Annotated in this window: 20 protein-coding genes and 2 tRNA genes; 12 read left to right on the top strand and 10 right to left on the bottom strand. The window is 68.3% G+C overall.

The genetic code is table 11. The annotated features are described in order from the left end of the window. The 6 genes from ACTIFS_RS16405 (at position 1) to ACTIFS_RS16380 (ending at position 3,348) form a co-directional block, all read left to right on the top strand. Complete coding sequence (locus tag ACTIFS_RS16405; RefSeq protein ID WP_439575194.1) at positions 1–258, top strand: DUF3126 family protein; 258 nt, start codon at positions 1–3, stop codon at positions 256–258. 158 nt (positions 259–416) lie between these two features. Further along, positions 417–737 (top strand): DUF6949 family protein, encoded by a 321-nt coding sequence (locus ACTIFS_RS16400; protein ID WP_439575193.1) that lies wholly within the window; start codon positions 417–419, stop codon positions 735–737. 74 nt (positions 738–811) lie between these two features. Then, entirely contained in the window at positions 812–1,312 is a 501-nt protein-coding gene (locus tag ACTIFS_RS16395; RefSeq protein WP_439575192.1) for a DUF1579 domain-containing protein, read from the top strand. Between the two features lie 78 nt (positions 1,313–1,390). After that, positions 1,391–1,921 carry a gamma carbonic anhydrase family protein gene (locus ACTIFS_RS16390; RefSeq protein WP_439575191.1) on the top strand — a complete coding sequence of 177 codons (531 nt, stop codon included), beginning with the start codon at positions 1,391–1,393 and terminating at the stop codon, positions 1,919–1,921. A 1-nt stretch (position 1,922) separates the two neighbouring features. Further along, positions 1,923–2,546, top strand: coding sequence for a 2-hydroxychromene-2-carboxylate isomerase (locus ACTIFS_RS16385; RefSeq protein ID WP_439575190.1), 624 nt, complete (start codon positions 1,923–1,925; stop codon positions 2,544–2,546). 58 nt (positions 2,547–2,604) lie between these two features. Continuing rightward, positions 2,605–3,348, top strand: a complete 744-nt coding sequence (locus ACTIFS_RS16380) for an HAD family hydrolase (protein WP_439575189.1) — start codon at positions 2,605–2,607, stop codon at positions 3,346–3,348. Here the strand turns inward: ACTIFS_RS16380 and ACTIFS_RS16375 are convergent. Continuing rightward, on the bottom strand, positions 3,312–4,157 hold the full coding sequence (locus tag ACTIFS_RS16375; protein ID WP_439575188.1) for a patatin-like phospholipase family protein: 846 nt from the start codon (positions 4,155–4,157) through the stop codon (positions 3,312–3,314). The genes ACTIFS_RS16380 and ACTIFS_RS16375 overlap by 37 nt on opposite strands. A 140-nt stretch (positions 4,158–4,297) precedes the next feature. Between ACTIFS_RS16375 and ACTIFS_RS16370 the strand changes: the two genes are divergently transcribed. Further along, positions 4,298–4,374 (top strand) — tRNA-Pro (locus tag ACTIFS_RS16370). Positions 4,375–4,528: 154 nt separating this feature from the next. After that, a complete protein-coding gene (locus tag ACTIFS_RS16365; RefSeq protein ID WP_439575187.1) occupies positions 4,529–4,843 on the top strand; it encodes a hypothetical protein in 315 nt (104 codons plus the stop codon). Between the two features lie 71 nt (positions 4,844–4,914). Here ACTIFS_RS16365 and ACTIFS_RS16360 read toward each other — a convergent pair whose 3' ends face one another. From ACTIFS_RS16360 to ACTIFS_RS16335, 6 genes are all read right to left on the bottom strand, one after another. Further along, positions 4,915–5,118, bottom strand: a complete 204-nt coding sequence (locus ACTIFS_RS16360; protein ID WP_439575186.1) for a hypothetical protein — start codon at positions 5,116–5,118, stop codon at positions 4,915–4,917. 99 nt (positions 5,119–5,217) lie between these two features. Beyond that, positions 5,218–6,363, bottom strand: a complete 1,146-nt coding sequence (locus ACTIFS_RS16355; protein ID WP_439575185.1) for a M20 family metallopeptidase — start codon at positions 6,361–6,363, stop codon at positions 5,218–5,220. A gap of 10 nt (positions 6,364–6,373) precedes the next feature. After that, positions 6,374–7,156: a DUF1499 domain-containing protein gene (locus ACTIFS_RS16350; protein ID WP_439575184.1), complete on the bottom strand. Its 783-nt coding sequence runs from the start codon at positions 7,154–7,156 to the stop codon at positions 6,374–6,376. A gap of 19 nt (positions 7,157–7,175) precedes the next feature. Further along, the gene (locus tag ACTIFS_RS16345; protein WP_439575183.1) at positions 7,176–8,273 is read right to left on the bottom strand and encodes a M48 family metallopeptidase; all 1,098 of its coding nucleotides are present in this window, start codon (positions 8,271–8,273) and stop codon (positions 7,176–7,178) included. A gap of 5 nt (positions 8,274–8,278) precedes the next feature. Further along, positions 8,279–9,640 (bottom strand): DUF898 family protein, encoded by a 1,362-nt coding sequence (locus ACTIFS_RS16340; RefSeq protein ID WP_439575182.1) that lies wholly within the window; start codon positions 9,638–9,640, stop codon positions 8,279–8,281. A gap of 108 nt (positions 9,641–9,748) precedes the next feature. Then, positions 9,749–11,377 (bottom strand): long-chain-fatty-acid--CoA ligase, encoded by a 1,629-nt coding sequence (locus ACTIFS_RS16335; RefSeq protein WP_439575181.1) that lies wholly within the window; start codon positions 11,375–11,377, stop codon positions 9,749–9,751. Positions 11,378–11,581: 204 nt separating this feature from the next. On the opposite strand from ACTIFS_RS16335, the gene ACTIFS_RS16330 reads away from it, so the two are divergent. Together ACTIFS_RS16330 and ACTIFS_RS16325 are read left to right on the top strand one after the other, a co-directional pair. Then, positions 11,582–11,655 (top strand) — tRNA-Gln (locus tag ACTIFS_RS16330). Between the two features lie 160 nt (positions 11,656–11,815). Next, complete coding sequence (locus ACTIFS_RS16325; RefSeq protein WP_439575180.1) at positions 11,816–12,184, top strand: hypothetical protein; 369 nt, start codon at positions 11,816–11,818, stop codon at positions 12,182–12,184. An 18-nt stretch (positions 12,185–12,202) separates the two neighbouring features. On the opposite strand, the gene ACTIFS_RS16320 is transcribed toward ACTIFS_RS16325, so the two are convergent. Further along, positions 12,203–12,646, bottom strand: coding sequence for a hypothetical protein (locus ACTIFS_RS16320; RefSeq protein ID WP_439575179.1), 444 nt, complete (start codon positions 12,644–12,646; stop codon positions 12,203–12,205). 120 nt (positions 12,647–12,766) lie between these two features. Then, a complete protein-coding gene (locus ACTIFS_RS16315) occupies positions 12,767–13,213 on the bottom strand; it encodes a response regulator (protein WP_439575178.1) in 447 nt (148 codons plus the stop codon). Positions 13,214–13,641: 428 nt separating this feature from the next. On the opposite strand from ACTIFS_RS16315, the gene ACTIFS_RS16310 reads away from it, so the two are divergent. Together ACTIFS_RS16310 and ACTIFS_RS16305 are read left to right on the top strand one after the other, a co-directional pair. Next, on the top strand, positions 13,642–15,903 hold the full coding sequence (locus tag ACTIFS_RS16310; protein ID WP_439575177.1) for a sensor histidine kinase: 2,262 nt from the start codon (positions 13,642–13,644) through the stop codon (positions 15,901–15,903). Then, positions 15,869–16,273: a response regulator gene (locus ACTIFS_RS16305; RefSeq protein WP_439575176.1), complete on the top strand. Its 405-nt coding sequence runs from the start codon at positions 15,869–15,871 to the stop codon at positions 16,271–16,273. The genes ACTIFS_RS16310 and ACTIFS_RS16305 overlap by 35 nt, the downstream gene beginning before the upstream one ends. A 9-nt stretch (positions 16,274–16,282) precedes the next feature. Here the strand turns inward: ACTIFS_RS16305 and ACTIFS_RS16300 are convergent, their stop codons facing one another. Next, the gene (locus ACTIFS_RS16300) at positions 16,283–17,296 is read right to left on the bottom strand and encodes a cytochrome d ubiquinol oxidase subunit II (protein ID WP_439575175.1); all 1,014 of its coding nucleotides are present in this window, start codon (positions 17,294–17,296) and stop codon (positions 16,283–16,285) included. Between the last annotated feature and the right edge of the window lie 8 nt (positions 17,297–17,304).

Below are 17,304 nucleotides of genomic sequence, written 5' to 3'. Positions count from 1 at the left end.
ATGGCACACGGCCCCCTGACATTCGAACAGATGGAGGCGGCGTTGGACCGGACCGAGATCAACAAGCTTCAGGACTATCTGCGCCGCAAGTTCAGCAACCAGACGATCAGGCTGCAGCCGAACATGCGCCGCAAGGAGATGGTCGAGGTGATGATCGGCGAGGAGCAGATCGGCACGCTCTACAAGGACGTGGACGAGGGCGAGACCTCCTACACGATCACCATTTCGATCCTCGACATCGACCTCGAGGAGGAGTGAGCGGCCGGCAAGCGGCGTCTGCCCGTCGGCAGGCCCGCCCCGCGCATTAACCCCGTCTTAAGGATATCCGGCCGGAGTCTTAACAGAAGCCTAACGCTGCGGTAGCAATTGGAACGGCCCCTGCGGGCCGCTCTGTTCCAGTTGCCGGGTACCGCGTCATGTCCGCCCAGAGCCTGCAGCTTTTCCATTCGCTCGCCCTCGGGCTGGCAGTCGCCGGACTGCTCACCGCGGTCTACCGCTACCTCACCGACCAGCCGGCGAGCTTCCGCCTCCTCCAGGGCGGCGGTGCCCTGGCGGTTCTGGCCGTGCCGTTCCTGGCCTTTGCGGCTCCCGCCATCATCCTGCGCAACACGATCCGCGGCCGGCGGATCGAGAACCGGCGGATGGAATTCGTGTTCCTGGCCTCGCTGCTTGCGCTGATGTGGAGCCTGATGTCGGGCCGGGTCGTGACCATGGTCCTGCATTCCTTCGGCTTCTGACGACCGATACCTGACACGTCCTGTCAGCGCCTTCAGGCAGTCTCTCCGCAGTCGGATGGTTGCGGAGTGGGTCGATGGCGGCAGGACAGGTGGGGCAGGCGGGATTCCGCGACGGCCGGCGCGACTTCGACTTCCTGAACGGCGTCTGGACGGTGCACCACCGGCGGCTGCGCCGCCGCCTCGCCGGCGATACCGACTGGGAGACCTTCGAGGGCACCTGCGCCGCGCTGCCCATTCTCGGCGATGTCGGCAATCTGGACGATAACCTCCTGCATCTGCCCGACGGAAGCTATCGCGCCATCACCATCCGGGTGTTCGACCCGGCAAGCCAGCTCTGGTCGATCTGGTGGCTGGATGCCCGCCGCATCGCCATGGACGCGCCCGTCCACGGCCGGTTCGACGGCGGCATCGGCACCTTTTTCGGCGAGGATGTTCTGGCCGGACAGCCGATCCGCGTGCGCTTCACCTGGTCGGACATCACCCGCCAGTCGGCGCGCTGGGCTCAGGCCTTCTCGGCCGACGGCGGGGCAAGCTGGGAGACCAACTGGGAGATGGAGTTCCGCCGCGCCCGCTGACGGCAGGGACTGCCATTGCGCCGACTTTCCAGCATCAGGCCGGCATGGCATAGCTCGCGGAAGTCCCTGGAGGAGCCGATGCCGATCTATGCCCTGGGCGATGTTGCCCCCGTCCTGCCTGCCGACGACCGCTTCTATGTCGCCCCTGACGCCCATGTGATCGGGGCTGTGCGCATGGCCGCCGATGTCGGTATCTGGTTCGGCTCGGTGATCCGCGGCGACAACGAGTGGATCGAGATCGGCGAGGGCACCAATATCCAGGAAATGTGCATGCTGCACACCGACCCGGGGGCGCCCATGACCATCGGGGCGCATTGCACGATCGGTCATCGCGTCATCCTGCATGGCTGCACGATCGGCGAGGGCACGCTCATCGGCATGGGCTCGACCATCCTCAATCACGCGAAGATCGGGAAGAACTGCCTTGTCGGCGCCAATTCGCTGATCACCGAAGGCAAGGAATTTCCCGACAATTCGCTGATCGTCGGTTCACCGGCCCGCGCGGTGCGCACGCTGGACGAGGCGGCCCTTGCCCGCCTCAAGCTGTCGGCGGCCAATTACGTGCAGAACGCCTACCGCTTCAAGGCCAAGCTGCGGCAGGTCGGCTGACATGACCCAGCCCGTCGTCTCGTTTTTCTATGAGTTCGCCTCGACCTATTCCTATCCGGCTGCGATGCGGGTGGACGAGGCGGCGAAGGCCGCCGGCGTCCGGGTGGCCTGGCGCCCCTTCCTGCTCGGCCCGATCTTCGCCGATGCCGGCCTGACCACCTCGCCGTTCAACCTCAACCGCGCCAAAGGCGACTATATGTGGCGCGACCTGCAGCGCGTCACCGGCGCCCTGGGGCTGGCGCTGACGCGCCCCGATCCGTTCCCGCAGAACACGCTGCTCGCCGCTCGCATGGCGACCGCGCTGCCCGATGACGGCCGGCGCGCCGATTTCTCGCGCGCGGTCTATCGGGCCGAATTCGGCGAGGGAAAGGCGATCAGCGATCCGCAGGTGCTGGCAGCCCTCGCCGACAGGCTGGGCCTTGGCGGCGCCGCGCTGCTGGTGCAGGCCGGGACGGATACGGTCAAGCAGGCGCTGCGGGCAAGCGTTGACGAGGCACGGTCCCACGGGGTCTTCGGTGCGCCGAGCTTCGTCGCCGCCGATGGCGAGCTGTTCTGGGGCAATGACCGGATGGAGCAGGCCTTTGCCTGGGCGAAGGGCGAGAAGCCCGGCCCTGCGGCCGGCTGAGGTCTGGCACCCGGACCCCTGTCGCAATGCTGTCACCTCTCGCCTCTAACGCGGCCCCATGACCCTGCGCGCGATCCTCCTCGACAAGGACGGCACCTTCGTCGATTTCGACCGGACCTGGGGTCCGGCGGCCTTCCGCGTGATGGAGCGCATGGCGGGCGGCGACCGCGCGCGCGTCGAGCGCCTAATGGCGGTGTCGCAGTTCGACGAGGCGGTCATGCGCTTCCACCCGACCTCGCCGCTGGTCGCCGGCTCCTCGGCCGATTACGGCCCGCTCTGGGCGGGGGCGCTGGGGGTGCCCTTTTCCGCCGCGGTGACCGACGCGATGGACGAATTGTTCGTCGAGGAGGGGCTGGTCGCGCTGACCGCCATCGGCGATCCGCCGGCGGTGATGACGGCGCTGAGGGCGCGCGGGCTGGTTCTGGGCATCGTGACCAACGATTCCGAGAACGGTGCCCGCCATCAGGCGGCAAGGCTTGGCATCGACCACCATTTCGATTTCATCGTCGGCTGGGATTCCGGCCATGGCCGCAAGCCCGGCCCGGGCCAGATCGAGGCCTTCCTGCGCGATCACGCCATGGCGCCGCACGAGGTGGCCATGGTCGGCGACAGCCTGCACGACATGCATGCGGCGCGGGCGGCCGGGGTGGTCGCCATCGGCGTCGAGACGGGGCCGCTGGTGCCGGCGGATTTCCATCGGCATGCCGATGTCGTGCTGCCTTCGATCATGGATCTTGCGGGTTGGCTGGATGCGCGCCCCGCCGCTCAGCCAAGCCCTTTGGCGAACGCCTCCCCATCCTGAAGGCCGAGTTCGTAGGCGGCGCGGATGGCCGCCCCGTCGGTCACCGCGAAGCGGCTGGTGAGGATCGGCACGGACGGGCGCGCGACCGTGCGGTTTTCCACCTCCGCCATGGCGCGGCCGGCACGGGTGGTGAGCACCAGCGTGCGGCCGCCGCCGGCCTCCACCTGCGCGATGCGGTCCACCGGCGGATTGTCGACCAGGCCGCCGTCGAGGGCGGGCCGGCCATTGACGGTCCCCACGGGCATGAAGGGCGGCACGGCAGCGGTTCCCATCAGGGCGGCGACGAGGTCTGCCGGGGTTTCGGCCTCATGGGTCGAGACCCAGCTCGGAAACAGGCCGACATGGCGGCCGGCCCGCGAATGGGCGGCCCCCATCCAGACCTTCTCGATCTGGTAGGCGCCGATGGCGGCATAGGCGGCGAGCAGCGGGGGAAAGTAGCGGGGCGGATGGGTCAGCTGGATCAGCACCTCGGGGGCAGCCTTGAGCGCCGCCAGTTCCAGCTCGCCGAAGATGTCGGTGAGCAGGTCGCGATAGAGCCCGCCGACGATGAAGGGCGAGCGACCCTTCAGCACCTCGCCCCAGACGAGTTCCTTCTCGATGGTGGAGCAGGCATCGATGACGATGCGGCGCACCCGCGGACCCTCGCCGATCAGCGAGAAACAGGCCTGGAACGCGCCGGCGGAGACGCCGACCACCAGCGCCGGCGATTGCGGATGGACCGCGTTCAGCGCCTCCCAGAAGCCGCCCTGCCAGTAGCAGCGGTTGCCCCCTCCGGCGAAGGCCACGGCGTCGAAACGGGCTGCGGTCATGGTGGTGCGACGGCCGGTCCTAAGTGTCGGAAGCGCCGATGTTAGGGGCTGTGGCGGCCCCGCGTCGAGACCGGGCAAAAGGTCGCGCGACGGGGTTGCGCAGGGGCGGGCCCGCCGCTATACACGCGGCCTGTTTGCGGCGGAGTGTAGCGCAGCCTGGTAGCGCACTTCGTTCGGGACGAAGGGGTCGCAGGTTCAAATCCTGCCACTCCGACCATCTCTCCCGGCGCGGGAGACTGGTCGCGCCGCGGACATTGTTTCCATCATATCCGGACTGGCCGTGCGGGTTCATCGCCTTGCGGCGTGCGCCTGACGGAACTCTCCCGGCTGACGGGGCGTTGACGTTCTACGTATCAGATACGGAGGACCACATGCCCAGCCGAGACACGCGGCCCGATGACAAACGATCCGACGAGACGGGGACGATCGAGCGGGAGATCATCGACGCAATGCGGACCGATCCGCGCGCCGAGGATGGCCGGATCATCGAGGAAAACGGCACATTGGTGGAGCCCGATCGGCGCCAGATGCCGCCGCCGGCCGAGGCTGAGCCCGGTCCGCAGATCGTCAATGCCGACACGGTGCGTTCGGCTCCGCTCGGTCGCCCGGTGCTGATGGTGCTGACCGTGAGCCTGGCGGCGGCGGCGCTGGTTCTGTTCGTTCTGCTGTGGGGCTTTGCGTCCTGATCGGGCGCCTCCCGGCCACGGGAGCCTGGTCTCCCGTCCGAGCCCAAGGACCTGCTTCAGCAAGTCCTGCTTCAGGCAGTGACGAGGCGCCGGATTCCGGGATTGGGCGGTGGCGGGGAGACGCGGTATTCGCCGCACCAGTCGCTGCGTGACACCGATGGCCAGAGCGCCGTGCCATCGCCCTGCGCGATGGGCGGATGGGCGCGGCACAGCCCGCCATTGTCGCCGCGCGGCGGCTGCCAGAAGTTCCGGCAATTGGCACACATCTCGGCCATGGATGGCTCCGGCTGGTCGAACTTTCAGCCAGTGTCGCGCCTGTGCCCTTACTGCCGGGTTTCCCCGGGCGGGATGCTGTCGCCAGTCGGTGGTTTGGGTTAGCGCAGGGTTTCCATCAGGCCGGCGAGCAGGCGCGCGCGCGGCAGAATGGACGAGACGAGGCCATGCTCCTCCAGCGTGTGGGCGCCGGCACCATCGATTCCAAGCCCGTCGAGGGTCGGCACACCGAGCGCGGCGGTGAAATTGCCGTCCGAGCCGCCACCGGTCATCGGGCAGTCCTGGAGGTCGAAGCCGATGGCCTCGGCGACCGTGCGGGCATGGTCGAGCATGGCGCTGATCGGCGCCGTCTTGGGGTAGGGCGGGCGGTTCATGTCGCCCTCCACCTCGACGCTGACGTCCGGATCGGCGGCCTGCAGCGTCCGGATGCGGCGAACCATCTCCGCACCGGTCTCGGGATCGGGCACGCGCAGGTCGATCTCGGCCGTGCAGGTCTCGGGGATCACATTGGCCGCCGTGCCGCCGCTGATCAGGCCGACGGTGGTGGTGATGCCGCGGTCGTAGTCGGTCATGGCCTCGATGGCGAGGACCTGGCGGGCCATCTCGCGGATGGCGCTGCGGCCGTCCTGGTGGCGCGCGCCGGAATGGGCGGGCCGCCCGTGGGTTGAGATGCGGAAGCGGGCGACGCCCTTCCTGGCCGTGACGATGCGGCCGCCGTCGCGGGCCGGTTCCGTCACCAGCACATAGGCGGCCTTGGCTGCCTCCTCCTCGATGATGGCGCGCGAGGTCGGGCTGCCGATCTCCTCGTCGGGCGTGAACAGGAACGTCACCGGTCGCGCGGTGGGCACGCCGGCCCGCACCAGCGCGCGATAGCCGGCGACCGCCAGATAGGCGCCGCCCTTCATGTCGTAGAGACCTGGCCCGTACAGCCTGTCCCCATCGCGGCGGAACGGCAGGCGGCCGGCCAGCGTGCCCTTCGGGTGAACGGTGTCGACATGGGTGAGCACGAGGATCGGCTTATCGTTGGAATCTCCGGCGGTCGCGACCCTCAGCGTGCCGGCGAAGCCGTCGAGCCCCGGGCGGCGGTCGATGACCACCGGCAGGCCGGCGAAATCGTTCTCGACCTCGTCGAGCACCGCCTCGACGCCGGCAGCGTCGTAGGTCGGGCTTTCCACCGTCACCCAGCGGCGGATGCCCTCGATGATCTCGTCCTCGTCGAGGGGAACGCTGGCGGCTTTCACGCTCATGGTCATGCCTTCACTGCTGTCTCTGCGCGCGGCGCGCGGCAACCCTCAGGTCGTCCAGCGCCGCCACCACCCGCCGGGCATTGACCCCGAAATCCTGCCGTCCGTAGCGCGCGGCCGATCGCATGTCGATGCGGGCGCGGCCGTCGACGGCACGGACGCGGATGACGATGTCGTCCCGGAACCCCATGATGAGCGAGCGGTGCACCATTTCAAACCGCCCCTCGCGGTCCGGCCCGCGATAGTCGAGCCGGTCGAGCACGCGCCAGCCACGTCCTGCGACGAGTTCGGCGATGATCTCGTTGACGTCCTCGGGTGGGAGGTCGATCTCGAGCGGGCGGATTTCCGGGTAGAGGCGGCGCTGCAGCGGGGCGAAGGCAGCCGGATAGGCCACCGGGTTGGCGGTCGCCGGCCGGGCGCTCGCGGCGATGTCGAAGGCCGGCGGGTCGGCCGGATCGGTGGTGATGTCGTTCAACGCCGGATGACCGATGCCGATGGCGAGCGAGGCCACCGGATAGGCGAGGGTGGCAAGGCCGAGCAGCATGGCCGCAACCGCATAGCGCGCGCCGCGATAGCCCGAGAACCAGATCAGCATTCCGGCCAGCGCCGCGGCCACCACGCCGGCTGCCGTAACCCCCAGCCCCGCGGCGAGGGCGGCTGCGGCCTGCGCCCCGTCCAGACGGTCGGTGCGCGCCGCCAGCAGCGCCACCAGCGCCACGCCGATGCCGACCACCGTCAGCCTGAGGCTCCAGACGGCAAGCCGGGAGGTCGGCTCGATGAGGACATGACGGCGCATCTGCGGCGGGATCCGGGTGTCAGTCGGTCTTCTGGCAGATCGCCCGCAGCGCTGTCCATTGTTCCGGCGTCAGGGCCGGTCCGACGCGGGGGCGGTTCTCGGCGGATTGCCGGATGGCCCGTTCGCGCTCGACACCGGTCGGGTGGGTGGCGATCCAGGCAAAAGCGCGCCCGCCGCCGGATGACACGCTCTCGAAGAAGCGGGCGAGCGCGACCGGATCGCCGCCGGCCCGCAGCATCAGTTCGACGCCGAACCGGTCCGCCTCCCGCTCTGCATCGCGAGAGAAGGCTCTCGACATCAGCGTGCGCGAGGCAATGATCACCGCCGTGCCGCCGGCAAAGTCGCCGAAGACGGTGCCGAGCAGGAAGCCGAGGCCGCCGGCCTGGATGGCGGAGCGGAGGCTGTGGCGCAGCTTCACATGGCCGATCTCGTGCGCCAGCACGCCGGCCAGTTCGTCGGGCGACCGGGCACGCTGGATGAGGCCGTTGAAGAGGTAGATGTAGCCGCCGGGCAGGGCGAAGGCGTTGACCAGCCCATGGTCGAGCACCACCACCCGCAGCGGCAGATGCAGGTCGGCCTGGCGCTCGTAGCGGGCGACGAGGTCATTCAGCGCGGCGAGGCCGTCCGGGGCCGTACAGGTCTTGAGCGGCGCGTCGGACACTATGCCGCGCACCTGCGGATCCATGGCCTCGCCGAGGCGGATTTCGGCCGAGGCCGGCACCAGCGGGGCGAGCCGGCCGGCAATGGCCGGCAGCCCGTAGAAGGCCAGCAGCAGCAGCGAGGCGATGGCACCGAGGGCCCAGAACACGACCTTGCGTCGCTCGCGCCGGCCGGTGGCGCCGGCCGTCAGCGTCAGCGGGGCGCGCGCGGCCAGTTCGGCCGCGAAGGCCGCGTCTGTGATCTCAAGCCGTGGCTCGGCCGAGGAGCCGGGCTCGGGCAGGCGGGTGACCGCAAGGCCGGCGCGCGCAAAGCCGTCGATGCGGCGGATGGCCGGATAGGGCCAGAGGGCGAGGCGGTGACCGTCGGAGCCGAAGATCGCCAGCCCGTCGGGATGCAGCGAGACCTCCACCGTCTGACGGCGGCTGGTGATCCCGTCATAGAAGGCTGCCCCTGTCATCGCGGTCAGATCCCGATGCCGAAATCGACGGCATCGCCCAGGCTGTCGCCCATGGCCGAGGCATCGACGTTCCGGGCCGTGACACCGTCGAGCGCGGACAGATTGACCACGGACAGCGATTGGGCGCGGGCGCGGTAGAGGGCGAGGTCGATGAACAGCTGCTTGATGATCCAGTAGGTCCCGAAGCCGATGATATAGAGCAGCATGGCCAGAAGGATGCCAACGATCTCGGTCGCCAGGCCCGCGCCATAGCCCACCAGGGCCGGGACGGCGGCATAGACGACGCCGGTGGCGGCAGACGACACCAGCGACATCACCGCGAAGATGCCGAGGAAGCCGAGGATATACACCCTGTAGGATGTTCCGACGGTGAAGGCGCACGACAGGCTCGCCCCGCCGATCCGCATGCCCTCCATCCGCCAGCGGAACACGATGGCCTGGAAGGCGGGGAACAGCAGCAGCGGCACGGCGAGGATTGCCAGCACCACGCCCATGCCTGCCAAAAGGATCATGAGGATTTCGCCGGTCTGGGGAACCCGCGCGGCGGCCAGATCGACGACCAGCCGATCCAGGAAAGCGTCCGGCAGGGAGCGGACCACCGAGGTGATGATGGCCAGCGGCACGCTGACCGCCAGCGCCCAGAGCACGATGCCGCGGCGCAGCAGCGTGCCAGCGGTGCCGACGAAGGCGCCCTGCACATCGCCGTAGAAGGTCTCGCGCATCTTGATGCGCTCCAGCACGGTGGCGACCCATGGATAGGCGAGGCCGAGCGTCAGAATGACCAGGACGGACAAGCCGAAGGCCTTGGCTGCATAGGTCCAGGCCGAGCCCGTCATCCTGAGGCGCAGGCCGCGGAACGCACTGCGTGAGAGCCGGTATCGCCGGGCGGCATAGACGGCATACTGCCCGAGAAACAGGAAGATCAGGACCACGCCGATCGAAATGACAAACTGCGCCCCAGGCAGGCCGAGCGCCAGGAAGAAGGCCGCGGCCTGGATCGGCACGAGGATGGTCAGCGCCACAAGGAAGCCCTTGAACAGCTCCATGCCGAAGCCGGTATAGGCAATGTATTCGGGGCCGACGGTGGTGTGGCCCCAGTAGAAGCGCCGGATGTCGGTGGTCAGCCAGAACCGGTAGATGCCGAGCGTGACGAGCTGGAGCAGGAACCCCTTCAGCAGAAGACCGAAGAAGGCGCCCGCCTGACCGTAGAAGCGCACGGGCGCATCCGCCTGCGGCGCGGCGAGGCCCGGCGCGACAGCCGGCACGCTTGTACGCACGGCCTGCTCGGCCGCCTCCACCGCGCGCGCCGCGGAGCGCGGTCCCCACGGTCCCTGCCGGGTCGGGTCCTGCCGGGTCAGATCGGTCATGCGTGGCTCCGGACTCGACGGCCCGCCGCCAGTCTAGTCGCGCCGGTGTTTCTGCGCCACGGTGGCGCAGCCACGGCGATCATTGCGTGCGATGTCCCGCGACCCTGTTCAGGCCGTCGGCAGCCGATAGTCCCGGAACTGTTCGCGCAGCGCCATCTTCTGGATCTTGCCGGTGGCCGTGTGCGGGATCTCGCCGACCACCACCACGTCGTCGGGCATCCACCATTTGGCGATCTTGCCCTCCATGAAGACCATGAGGCTTTCGCGAGTCGGCGTGCGGCCGGCCTTGGGCACCACGATGAGCAGGGGGCGCTCGTCCCATTTCGGATGGGCGACGCCGATGACCGCGGCCTCCGCGACGTCGGGATGGCCGACCGCGAGGTTTTCCAGGTCGATGGAGGATATCCACTCGCCGCCCGACTTGATGACGTCCTTGGAGCGGTCGACGATGCGCAGGTAGCCGTTCGGATCGATCGTGGCGACGTCGCCGGTGTCGAAGAAGCCCTCCGCATTGAGGATCTGCCCGCCCTCGCCCTTGAAATAGGCCCCGGAAATGCACGGGCCGCGCACCAGCAGGCGACCGAAGGCCTTGCCGTCGCGGGGCAGTTCGGTCCCGGCGTCGTCGGTGATCTTCATTTCCACGCCGAAGGGCGGATGGCCGACCGTCTCCTTGATGTCGAGCCAGGCCTCGCCCTCGAGGCCTGCGACCTCGGGCTTCAGCGAGCAGACCGTGCCGAGCGGGCTCATCTCGGTCATGCCCCAGGCGTGCATCACCTCGGCGCCATAGACGTCGCGGAACTTCTGGGTCACGGCGCGCGGGCAGGCCGAGCCGCCGATCACCACCTGCCGCAGGTCCGGCAGAAGCGTGCCCCTGGCCTCCAGTTCCTGCAGCAGCATGAGCCAGACGGTGGGCACCGCCGCCGAATGGGTGACGCGGTAGGTGGTGAGCAGTTCGGCAATGCTCGGCCCGTCCATCTTCGCGCCGGGCATGACGATGGTGGCCCCGGCCATGGGCGCGGTGAAGGCGAGCGACCAGCCATTGGCGTGGAACATCGGCACCACCGGCAGGATGGTGTCCTTGGCCGAGAGCCCGAACATGTCGGGCCCGTTGGCCATCAGCGAATGGAGGATGTTGGAGCGGTGCGAATAGACCACACCCTTCGGATTGCCGGTGGTACCGGACGTGTAGCACATGCCGGCCGCGGTGTTCTCGTCGAAGCTCTTCCAGGCGAAGTCCTCGTCGACCTCGCCGATCCAGTCCTCGTAGGCGATCGCGTTCTTGAGGCCGGTCTGGGGCATGTGCGCGCCGTCGGTGAGCACGACATAGCGCTCCACCAGCGGCAGATGCTCCTGCAGCTTTTCCATGAGCGGCACGAAGGTGAGATCGACCATCATCATGCGGTCTTCGGCATGATTGGCGATCCAGGCGATCTGCTCGGGGAACAGGCGCGGGTTCAGCGTGTGATAGACCGCGCCGAGGCCGGTGATGCCATACCAGGCCTCCAGATGCCGCCAGGTGTTCCAGGCCACCGTGCCGACCCGGTCGCCGAGGCCGATTCCATCCTTCTCGAGGCGCTTGGCCACCTTCAGCGCGCGGCGGCGGAGGGCGGCATAGTCGGTCTCGACGATCGGCCCCTCGATGGAGCGGGAGATGACCTTGCGCGCGCCGTGATACATGCCGGCATGGTCGATGACCCTGTGGATCAAAAGGGGCCAGTCCTGCATCAGACCGAGCATGGTTTCCTCCGCGATTGCATGGGCTTGGGCCTTCGGGGGTGGCCTCGTTGGGCAGACCCTAGTGTGCCGGACGCCGCCCGTCCACACCTCTTGCAGCCGCCGTTCGTCGGGGGGCGGGAGCGGGGACGGGAAGCCGGCCCCCGGACGTCGCCGGGGGCGTTGAACCGCCGGGCCGGCGCAGCTATGGTCCGGCCGCTCCGGCGATGGGTCGTCGTCTAACGGTAGGACTCGGGTTTTTGGTACCCGCTATCTAGGTTCGAATCCTAGCGACCCAGCCAGCGCCGGCCGGATGCAGGCGATGCCGGACGCAGGCCATGCCGGACGCAGGCCATGGCTGCCATTGCGTCCATGGAACCTTAGCCGATCTTGGCGGTTGTCAGCGCAGAGGCCCTCGCCGGGCCGCATCCAGTTCAGCAACAGTTCGTACGGAACGCCGCCATGACCCAACGGTTCATGCGAATCTGTGCTGCCGCGCTTTTCGCCCTGGCAGCCACCCATGCTACCGCCCCCGCAGGCGCTGCCAATCCGCGCGCTTCCAATCACTGCCCGATCGAGACGGGTCTGGAGAGCCAATACCTGATGCCGAGCGAGGCCTTCATGCAGGCGGCCGGAGCCGGAACCATGCTCTACCGGGTGATGTCGCTGGTCGCCGGCCATTTCGGCGACTTCGATGTCGAGATGGCCATCGACGGTCCGATCGTCGGCGCGACGAAGGAGAGCCATGCCGAACTGATGAACGCGATCACCAACGAATTCGGCATGATGGGCGCGCCGGACGCCGCGAGCGAGCCTGCCAACCAGCGCTGACCGGTTTGCGCCGATCGGCTAGCGCGCGCAGATCCTGAAATCGTCGCCCTGCCAGCAGGCCCCGTCGCGGCCCGAGCGGCGGGCCGTGCCCCAGCGCGAATTGATACCCCCGGTGGTCAGACCGCGGACATCGGCGACGCCAGGCTCGATCACCATGACCGAGACGACGGAAACGCCCCGGAACAGCGGGGTGTCGGCACCGCCGCGCGCCGACAGCGTGAAGGAGCCGTCGCGGCCCTCGGGCTGGAAGTCGCAGGTGCGGTCCAGCACCACCCGCCCAGCCTGCTCGATGCGGCAGCCGGCATCGCGCGCCGCGGCAGGGCCGACCAGGGCCGGGACCGCCAGCACGGCGGCAAGCATCAGGGATGGGAGAGCAGGAGCAGCGAAGGGACGTCTTGCCGCGGTGCGGCCAACGGCATGTGTGCGGGTCGCGGCCACGCGGAAGGCAACGGCAGGGGGCATGTCAGGCTCCGGTGAGGCAAGGCGAAGACAATCACCCGCGCATTCCAGCCCGACGCTTGCGACGATTCCGAGGCAGAGCCGACACCCCGCCACCAGTCCCGTTCGGATGACCGGCTGCGATCACGCGGCCTTGTGGTGGCGCGCCGTGTTCTTCCAGTAGGTGACGATGGTGCCAATCATGGTGCGATAGCCTGACAGCGAGTCCGGTTTGCGGAACATGGCATTGGCACCGGCCTCGTAGGCCTTGTCGACGGAGGCGCGGCTTTCGTCGCCGGAAATGACCACGACCGGCAGGTGGCGTGTCAATTCATCCGCGCGAACCGCCTTCAGGAAATCGAACCCGGTCATGGCGCCGAGCTTCAGGTCGAGAATGATGACGTCCGGATCATCGACAAGCGGCGGATTCTCACCCTTGACGCCCTCGAAGTGCAGCCGCGCCAGAGCCTCCTCGGCGGAGGTGAAGGTCTCGATCTGACAGTCCGGCAGGGCCTCTTCGAAGAACTGGATCATGAAGCCGATGTCGGTCAGTTCGTCGTCTATGATCATGAGGCGCGTCAAATGGCGCATGTCCGTCTCCGGGAATGTCTGGATGCGAAGCGCACGAACGAGCCCGGCCGCCCCGGCGGATTCTACGTTACCAGACTACGGTCGCGCGGCGCGCTGCGCAATGCCTGCAACGCCGCAAGTGCGATTGCCAACAGGATTGTGCACGCATGACGGGAATTCAGGCGCTGCTTCGGACGCAGGTCCGGGTTGTGCCGCCGTCGCAGACCATCACTTTCGCATCAAGGCCCGCAGCCGCTGGCTCAACAGACTGGACCTCGCGACTGTCGCGCAGCACATGCGCGAGGAAGGCGAGAACCTGAAGGCCCTGCTGGAGCAGCCGGCCACATCTGCCTGACCCCACTGCTCATCCTTTGGGCAGCGATGGTATCCTGACGCCCGGGCGCGATTCGCCGATGCCCGCAAGAAGCCGCCACGCTGGAGGAGAGCCCTTGCAGGCGCCCGCCAAGGGTCCGGATGCAGTGCGGGACCGGCGCCCAGCGCCGTCCCTGTGGTTCTACATTGCCATGCTGGCGGCTGCCTTGACGCTGCCCCTGCTGGTGCTCGCCGGCATCGTGACCTGGCGCTATGCCGAGGCCGAGGCCGGGCGGCTCGAAGCGGCCGCCGCCCAGCGGAACGAAGACCTGGCCAGCGAAGTCGACCGGATCCTCGCGTCCCGGCTCGCCATCCTGCAGGTGCTGGCCTCCTCGCCCGCGCTGGACGGGGCGGGCGACATTGCCCGGTTCGACGAGCAGGCACGGCAGTTTTCGCGCGAGGGCATCGACATTCGCCTGCGCGAACTGTCCGGCCAACTGCTGGTCGACACCGGCCAGCCGCCAGGCACGGCCCTGCCGCACTGGCCCTTGCTGGACGCCATGAACCAGGCCGTGCAGGGCCGCCTTCCGGTTTTTGTCGATCTCTATGTCAGCCGGGGCACCGGCACCTACGCCGTCGCACTGGTCCTGCCGATCGTGCGCGATGGCGAGGTCCGCTATCTCGTCTCCACCATCTTCCATGCGGAGTTCTTCGCGCAGCTGCTCGCCGGAAGGGGCATCCGCCAGCCCTATTTCGCCAGCATCGTCGACCGCTCGGGCCTGATCATCGCGCGATCCGAGCGTCACGCCGAACTGGTCGGCAAGCCGCTGCCGGGCTTTGCCGAATCCCGCGATCCCGCGGGCCGGTGGCGCGGCATCAATTCGCAGGGCGTGACGGTGTCTGGCTATTACCGCCGCTCTCCCCTGTCGGGCTGGATGGTGACGGCGGGTGTGGACGTGGCCGCCCTGCGGGCGCCGCTGAACGTCTCGCTCGCCTGGCTGGCCGCGACCGCGACTGGCCTCGGCGTGCTGGCGGTCGGGCTGTCTGGTCTCATCATGCGCCGGGTCGGCCGCGCGGTGGTGTCGGTCACAGAGGCGGCGTCGGCCATGGGGCGCGGCCAGCTGACCGTGGTTCCGGAGACCGGGATCGCCGAGGCCAACGCCGTCGGCCAGGCCATATCCGAGGCCTCGATCCGCCTGCACCGGCAGGCCGCCCAGCTGGTCAGCGCCAATTCCGCCCTTGAGGATCGGGTCGAGGAGCGGACCCGGGAGCTTGCGGCCAGCGAGGAGCGCTACCGGCTGCTGGCCGATCATGCCAGCGACATGATCGTGCTGCGCAACATCGAGGGCCGCGTCTTTTACGCTTCACCCGCGAGCCTGAAGCTCATCGGCTACAGCCCCGAGGACATGCTGGACGTGACACCGTCGATGCTCGTCCATCCCGACGACATGGAGCGCGTCCGCGCGATCAGCGAGGCGATCGGCGCCGGCCGGGAGAGCGATTTTTCCATCCACCGCCTGAGGCACAGGGACGGACACTGGGTCTGGGTGCAGGCGGCCTTCAGCCGGCTGTCGGGACGGGGGGCCGACGAGCCCAACATCATGGCGGTGGTGCGCGACGACACCGAGCGCCAGCAGTCCGAGGCACGCCTGCGCCAGTCGAACGAGGCCCTGAAGCAGTTTTCCGCCATCGTTTCGCACGACCTGCAGGCCCCGCTGCGCCACATCAACATGTTTGCCGAGATGCTCAAGACGCGGGCCGAGGCCGCCGACCCGCAGACGGCCGAGACTGCGGGCCGGATCATGGCCAGCGCCGAGCGGATGCAACGCCTGATCCGCAGCCTCAACGCCTATACCCAGGTTGCCTATCGCGAGGTGCGGCAGGAGCCGGTGCCGCTGGCCCGCGTGGTCGCCGAGGCCCTGCAGCTTCTCGACGCCGATATCCGCGAGGCCGCGGCCGAGGTGAAGGTCTTCAACCTGCCCATGGTGCTCGGCGATCCGGACCTCCTGGTTCGCCTGTTTCAGAACCTCATCGCCAATGCCGTGAAGTATCGCGGCGAGGCAAGCCCCGTCATCCGCATCCGCTCGCGGCCCGCCGGCCGGTTCTGGGAGATCCGCGTCGAGGACAACGGCATCGGCATCGCCACCCAGCACGGCGAGAAGGTTTTCGAGATTTTTCGCCGGCTCCACCGGGACGAGAGCCGCTATGCGGGCATGGGGGTGGGACTGGCCCTCTGCCGGCGGGTGGTCGAGAGCCATGGCGGCGAAATCTGGCTCGATACCGAGGCTTCGCAGGGCGCCTGTTTCCGGTTTACACTCCCGCGCAGACGGGAGCCTGCCGCACCCCCCGAAGCGGGAGAGGACCATGGCGCGATCCAACAGGCGCATGCTGATCGTTGACGACGATCCGAACGAGGCGCTGTTTCTCGTGGATGCCTTTCGGTCAGCGCCTGAACCCGTCGAGATCCGTCACGCGGAGACCGGAGAGGAAGGTCTGGAAGCCATCGACAGCTTCGATCCCGGCCTCGTCCTGCTCGATCTCAACATGCCGGGCATGGACGGTTTCGACGTTCTGGCCGCGATCAAGGGCAATGACGCCCTCAGGAGCCGTCCCACCCTGATCTTCTCGTCCTCCGAGCGGGATATCGACATCGACCGGTCCTACCGGGGCCACGCCAATGCCTATGTGGTCAAGCCGCGTTCCTTCGACGGCTATCGCAAACTGGCCGAAGACATCGAGCGGTTCTGGTACGAGACCGCACGGGTCTGACGTGGCGGGTCAGTCGTAGCGCAGTTCCGTGGCCTTGCCGCGGAACACCCAGTAGGCCAGCACCGAATAGGCGATGATCACCGGCAGGACCACGCAGGTGCCGATGAAAATGATCATCAGACTCTCCGGCGCGGACGCAGCCTGCCAGATCGTCAGCCGCTCAGGCACCACATAGGGGTAGAACGAATAAGCCAGTCCGGTGAAGCCGAGCACGAAGATCAGCACGGCGCCGAGGAAGGGCACGCTGTCGAGCCGTGCATCGGGCCGCGGCATGCGCGCGAGGAACACCCAAAGGCCGAGGATCAGCGCGCCGGTCATCAGCGGGATCGGCGCCAGAGCGATGATCTCGGGGAAGGTGAACCACTTGGTGAAGATGCGGGAGGAGGCGAGCGGCGTTGCGATCGACACCGCCGCCATGCCGACCACGACGGCGAGCAGGGACCAGCGCGCCCAGCCGACGGCCTTGTCATGCAGGGCGCGCTCGGTCTTCAGGACCAGCCAGGTCGCGCCGATGAAGGCATAGGCGGCGGCAAGGCACACGGCGGTGAGCATGGCGAAGCCGTGGATGGCCCAGCCGCCGGCAAAGCCGGTGACGTAGAGGCCGAGCATGTAGCCCTGCGACAGGGCGGCCAGCAGCGATCCGGCGAAGAAGGCGCGGTCCCACCAGCGCTTGAACGGTGCGCCGGCCTTGGCCCGGAACTCGAAGGCGACGCCGCGCAGGATGAGCGCGATCAGGAGCACGGCGACCGGCAGGTAGAGCGTCGACAGGATGATGCCGTGGGCTACGGGGAAGGCCACCAGAAGGATGCCGACGGCCAGCACCAGCCAGGTCTCGTTGGCGTCCCAGAACGGCCCGATCGAGGCAATCATCCGGTCCTTTTCCTCCGGATTGGCGCCGGGCAGCAGGATGCCGACCCCGAGGTCGTAGCCGTCCAGGATGACATAGGCGAGGATCGACAGACCCATCAGGATGGCAAAGGCGAGGGGCAGCCAGACGGCGGGTTCCAGGGTGGCGGGGTCCATGGCTGTCT

This window comes from Phreatobacter sp. (assembly GCF_051860605.1).
In the GTDB taxonomy this organism is placed as follows: Bacteria; Pseudomonadota; Alphaproteobacteria; order Rhizobiales; family Phreatobacteraceae; genus Phreatobacter.
This window is presented reverse-complemented; position numbering and strand designations above follow the sequence as displayed.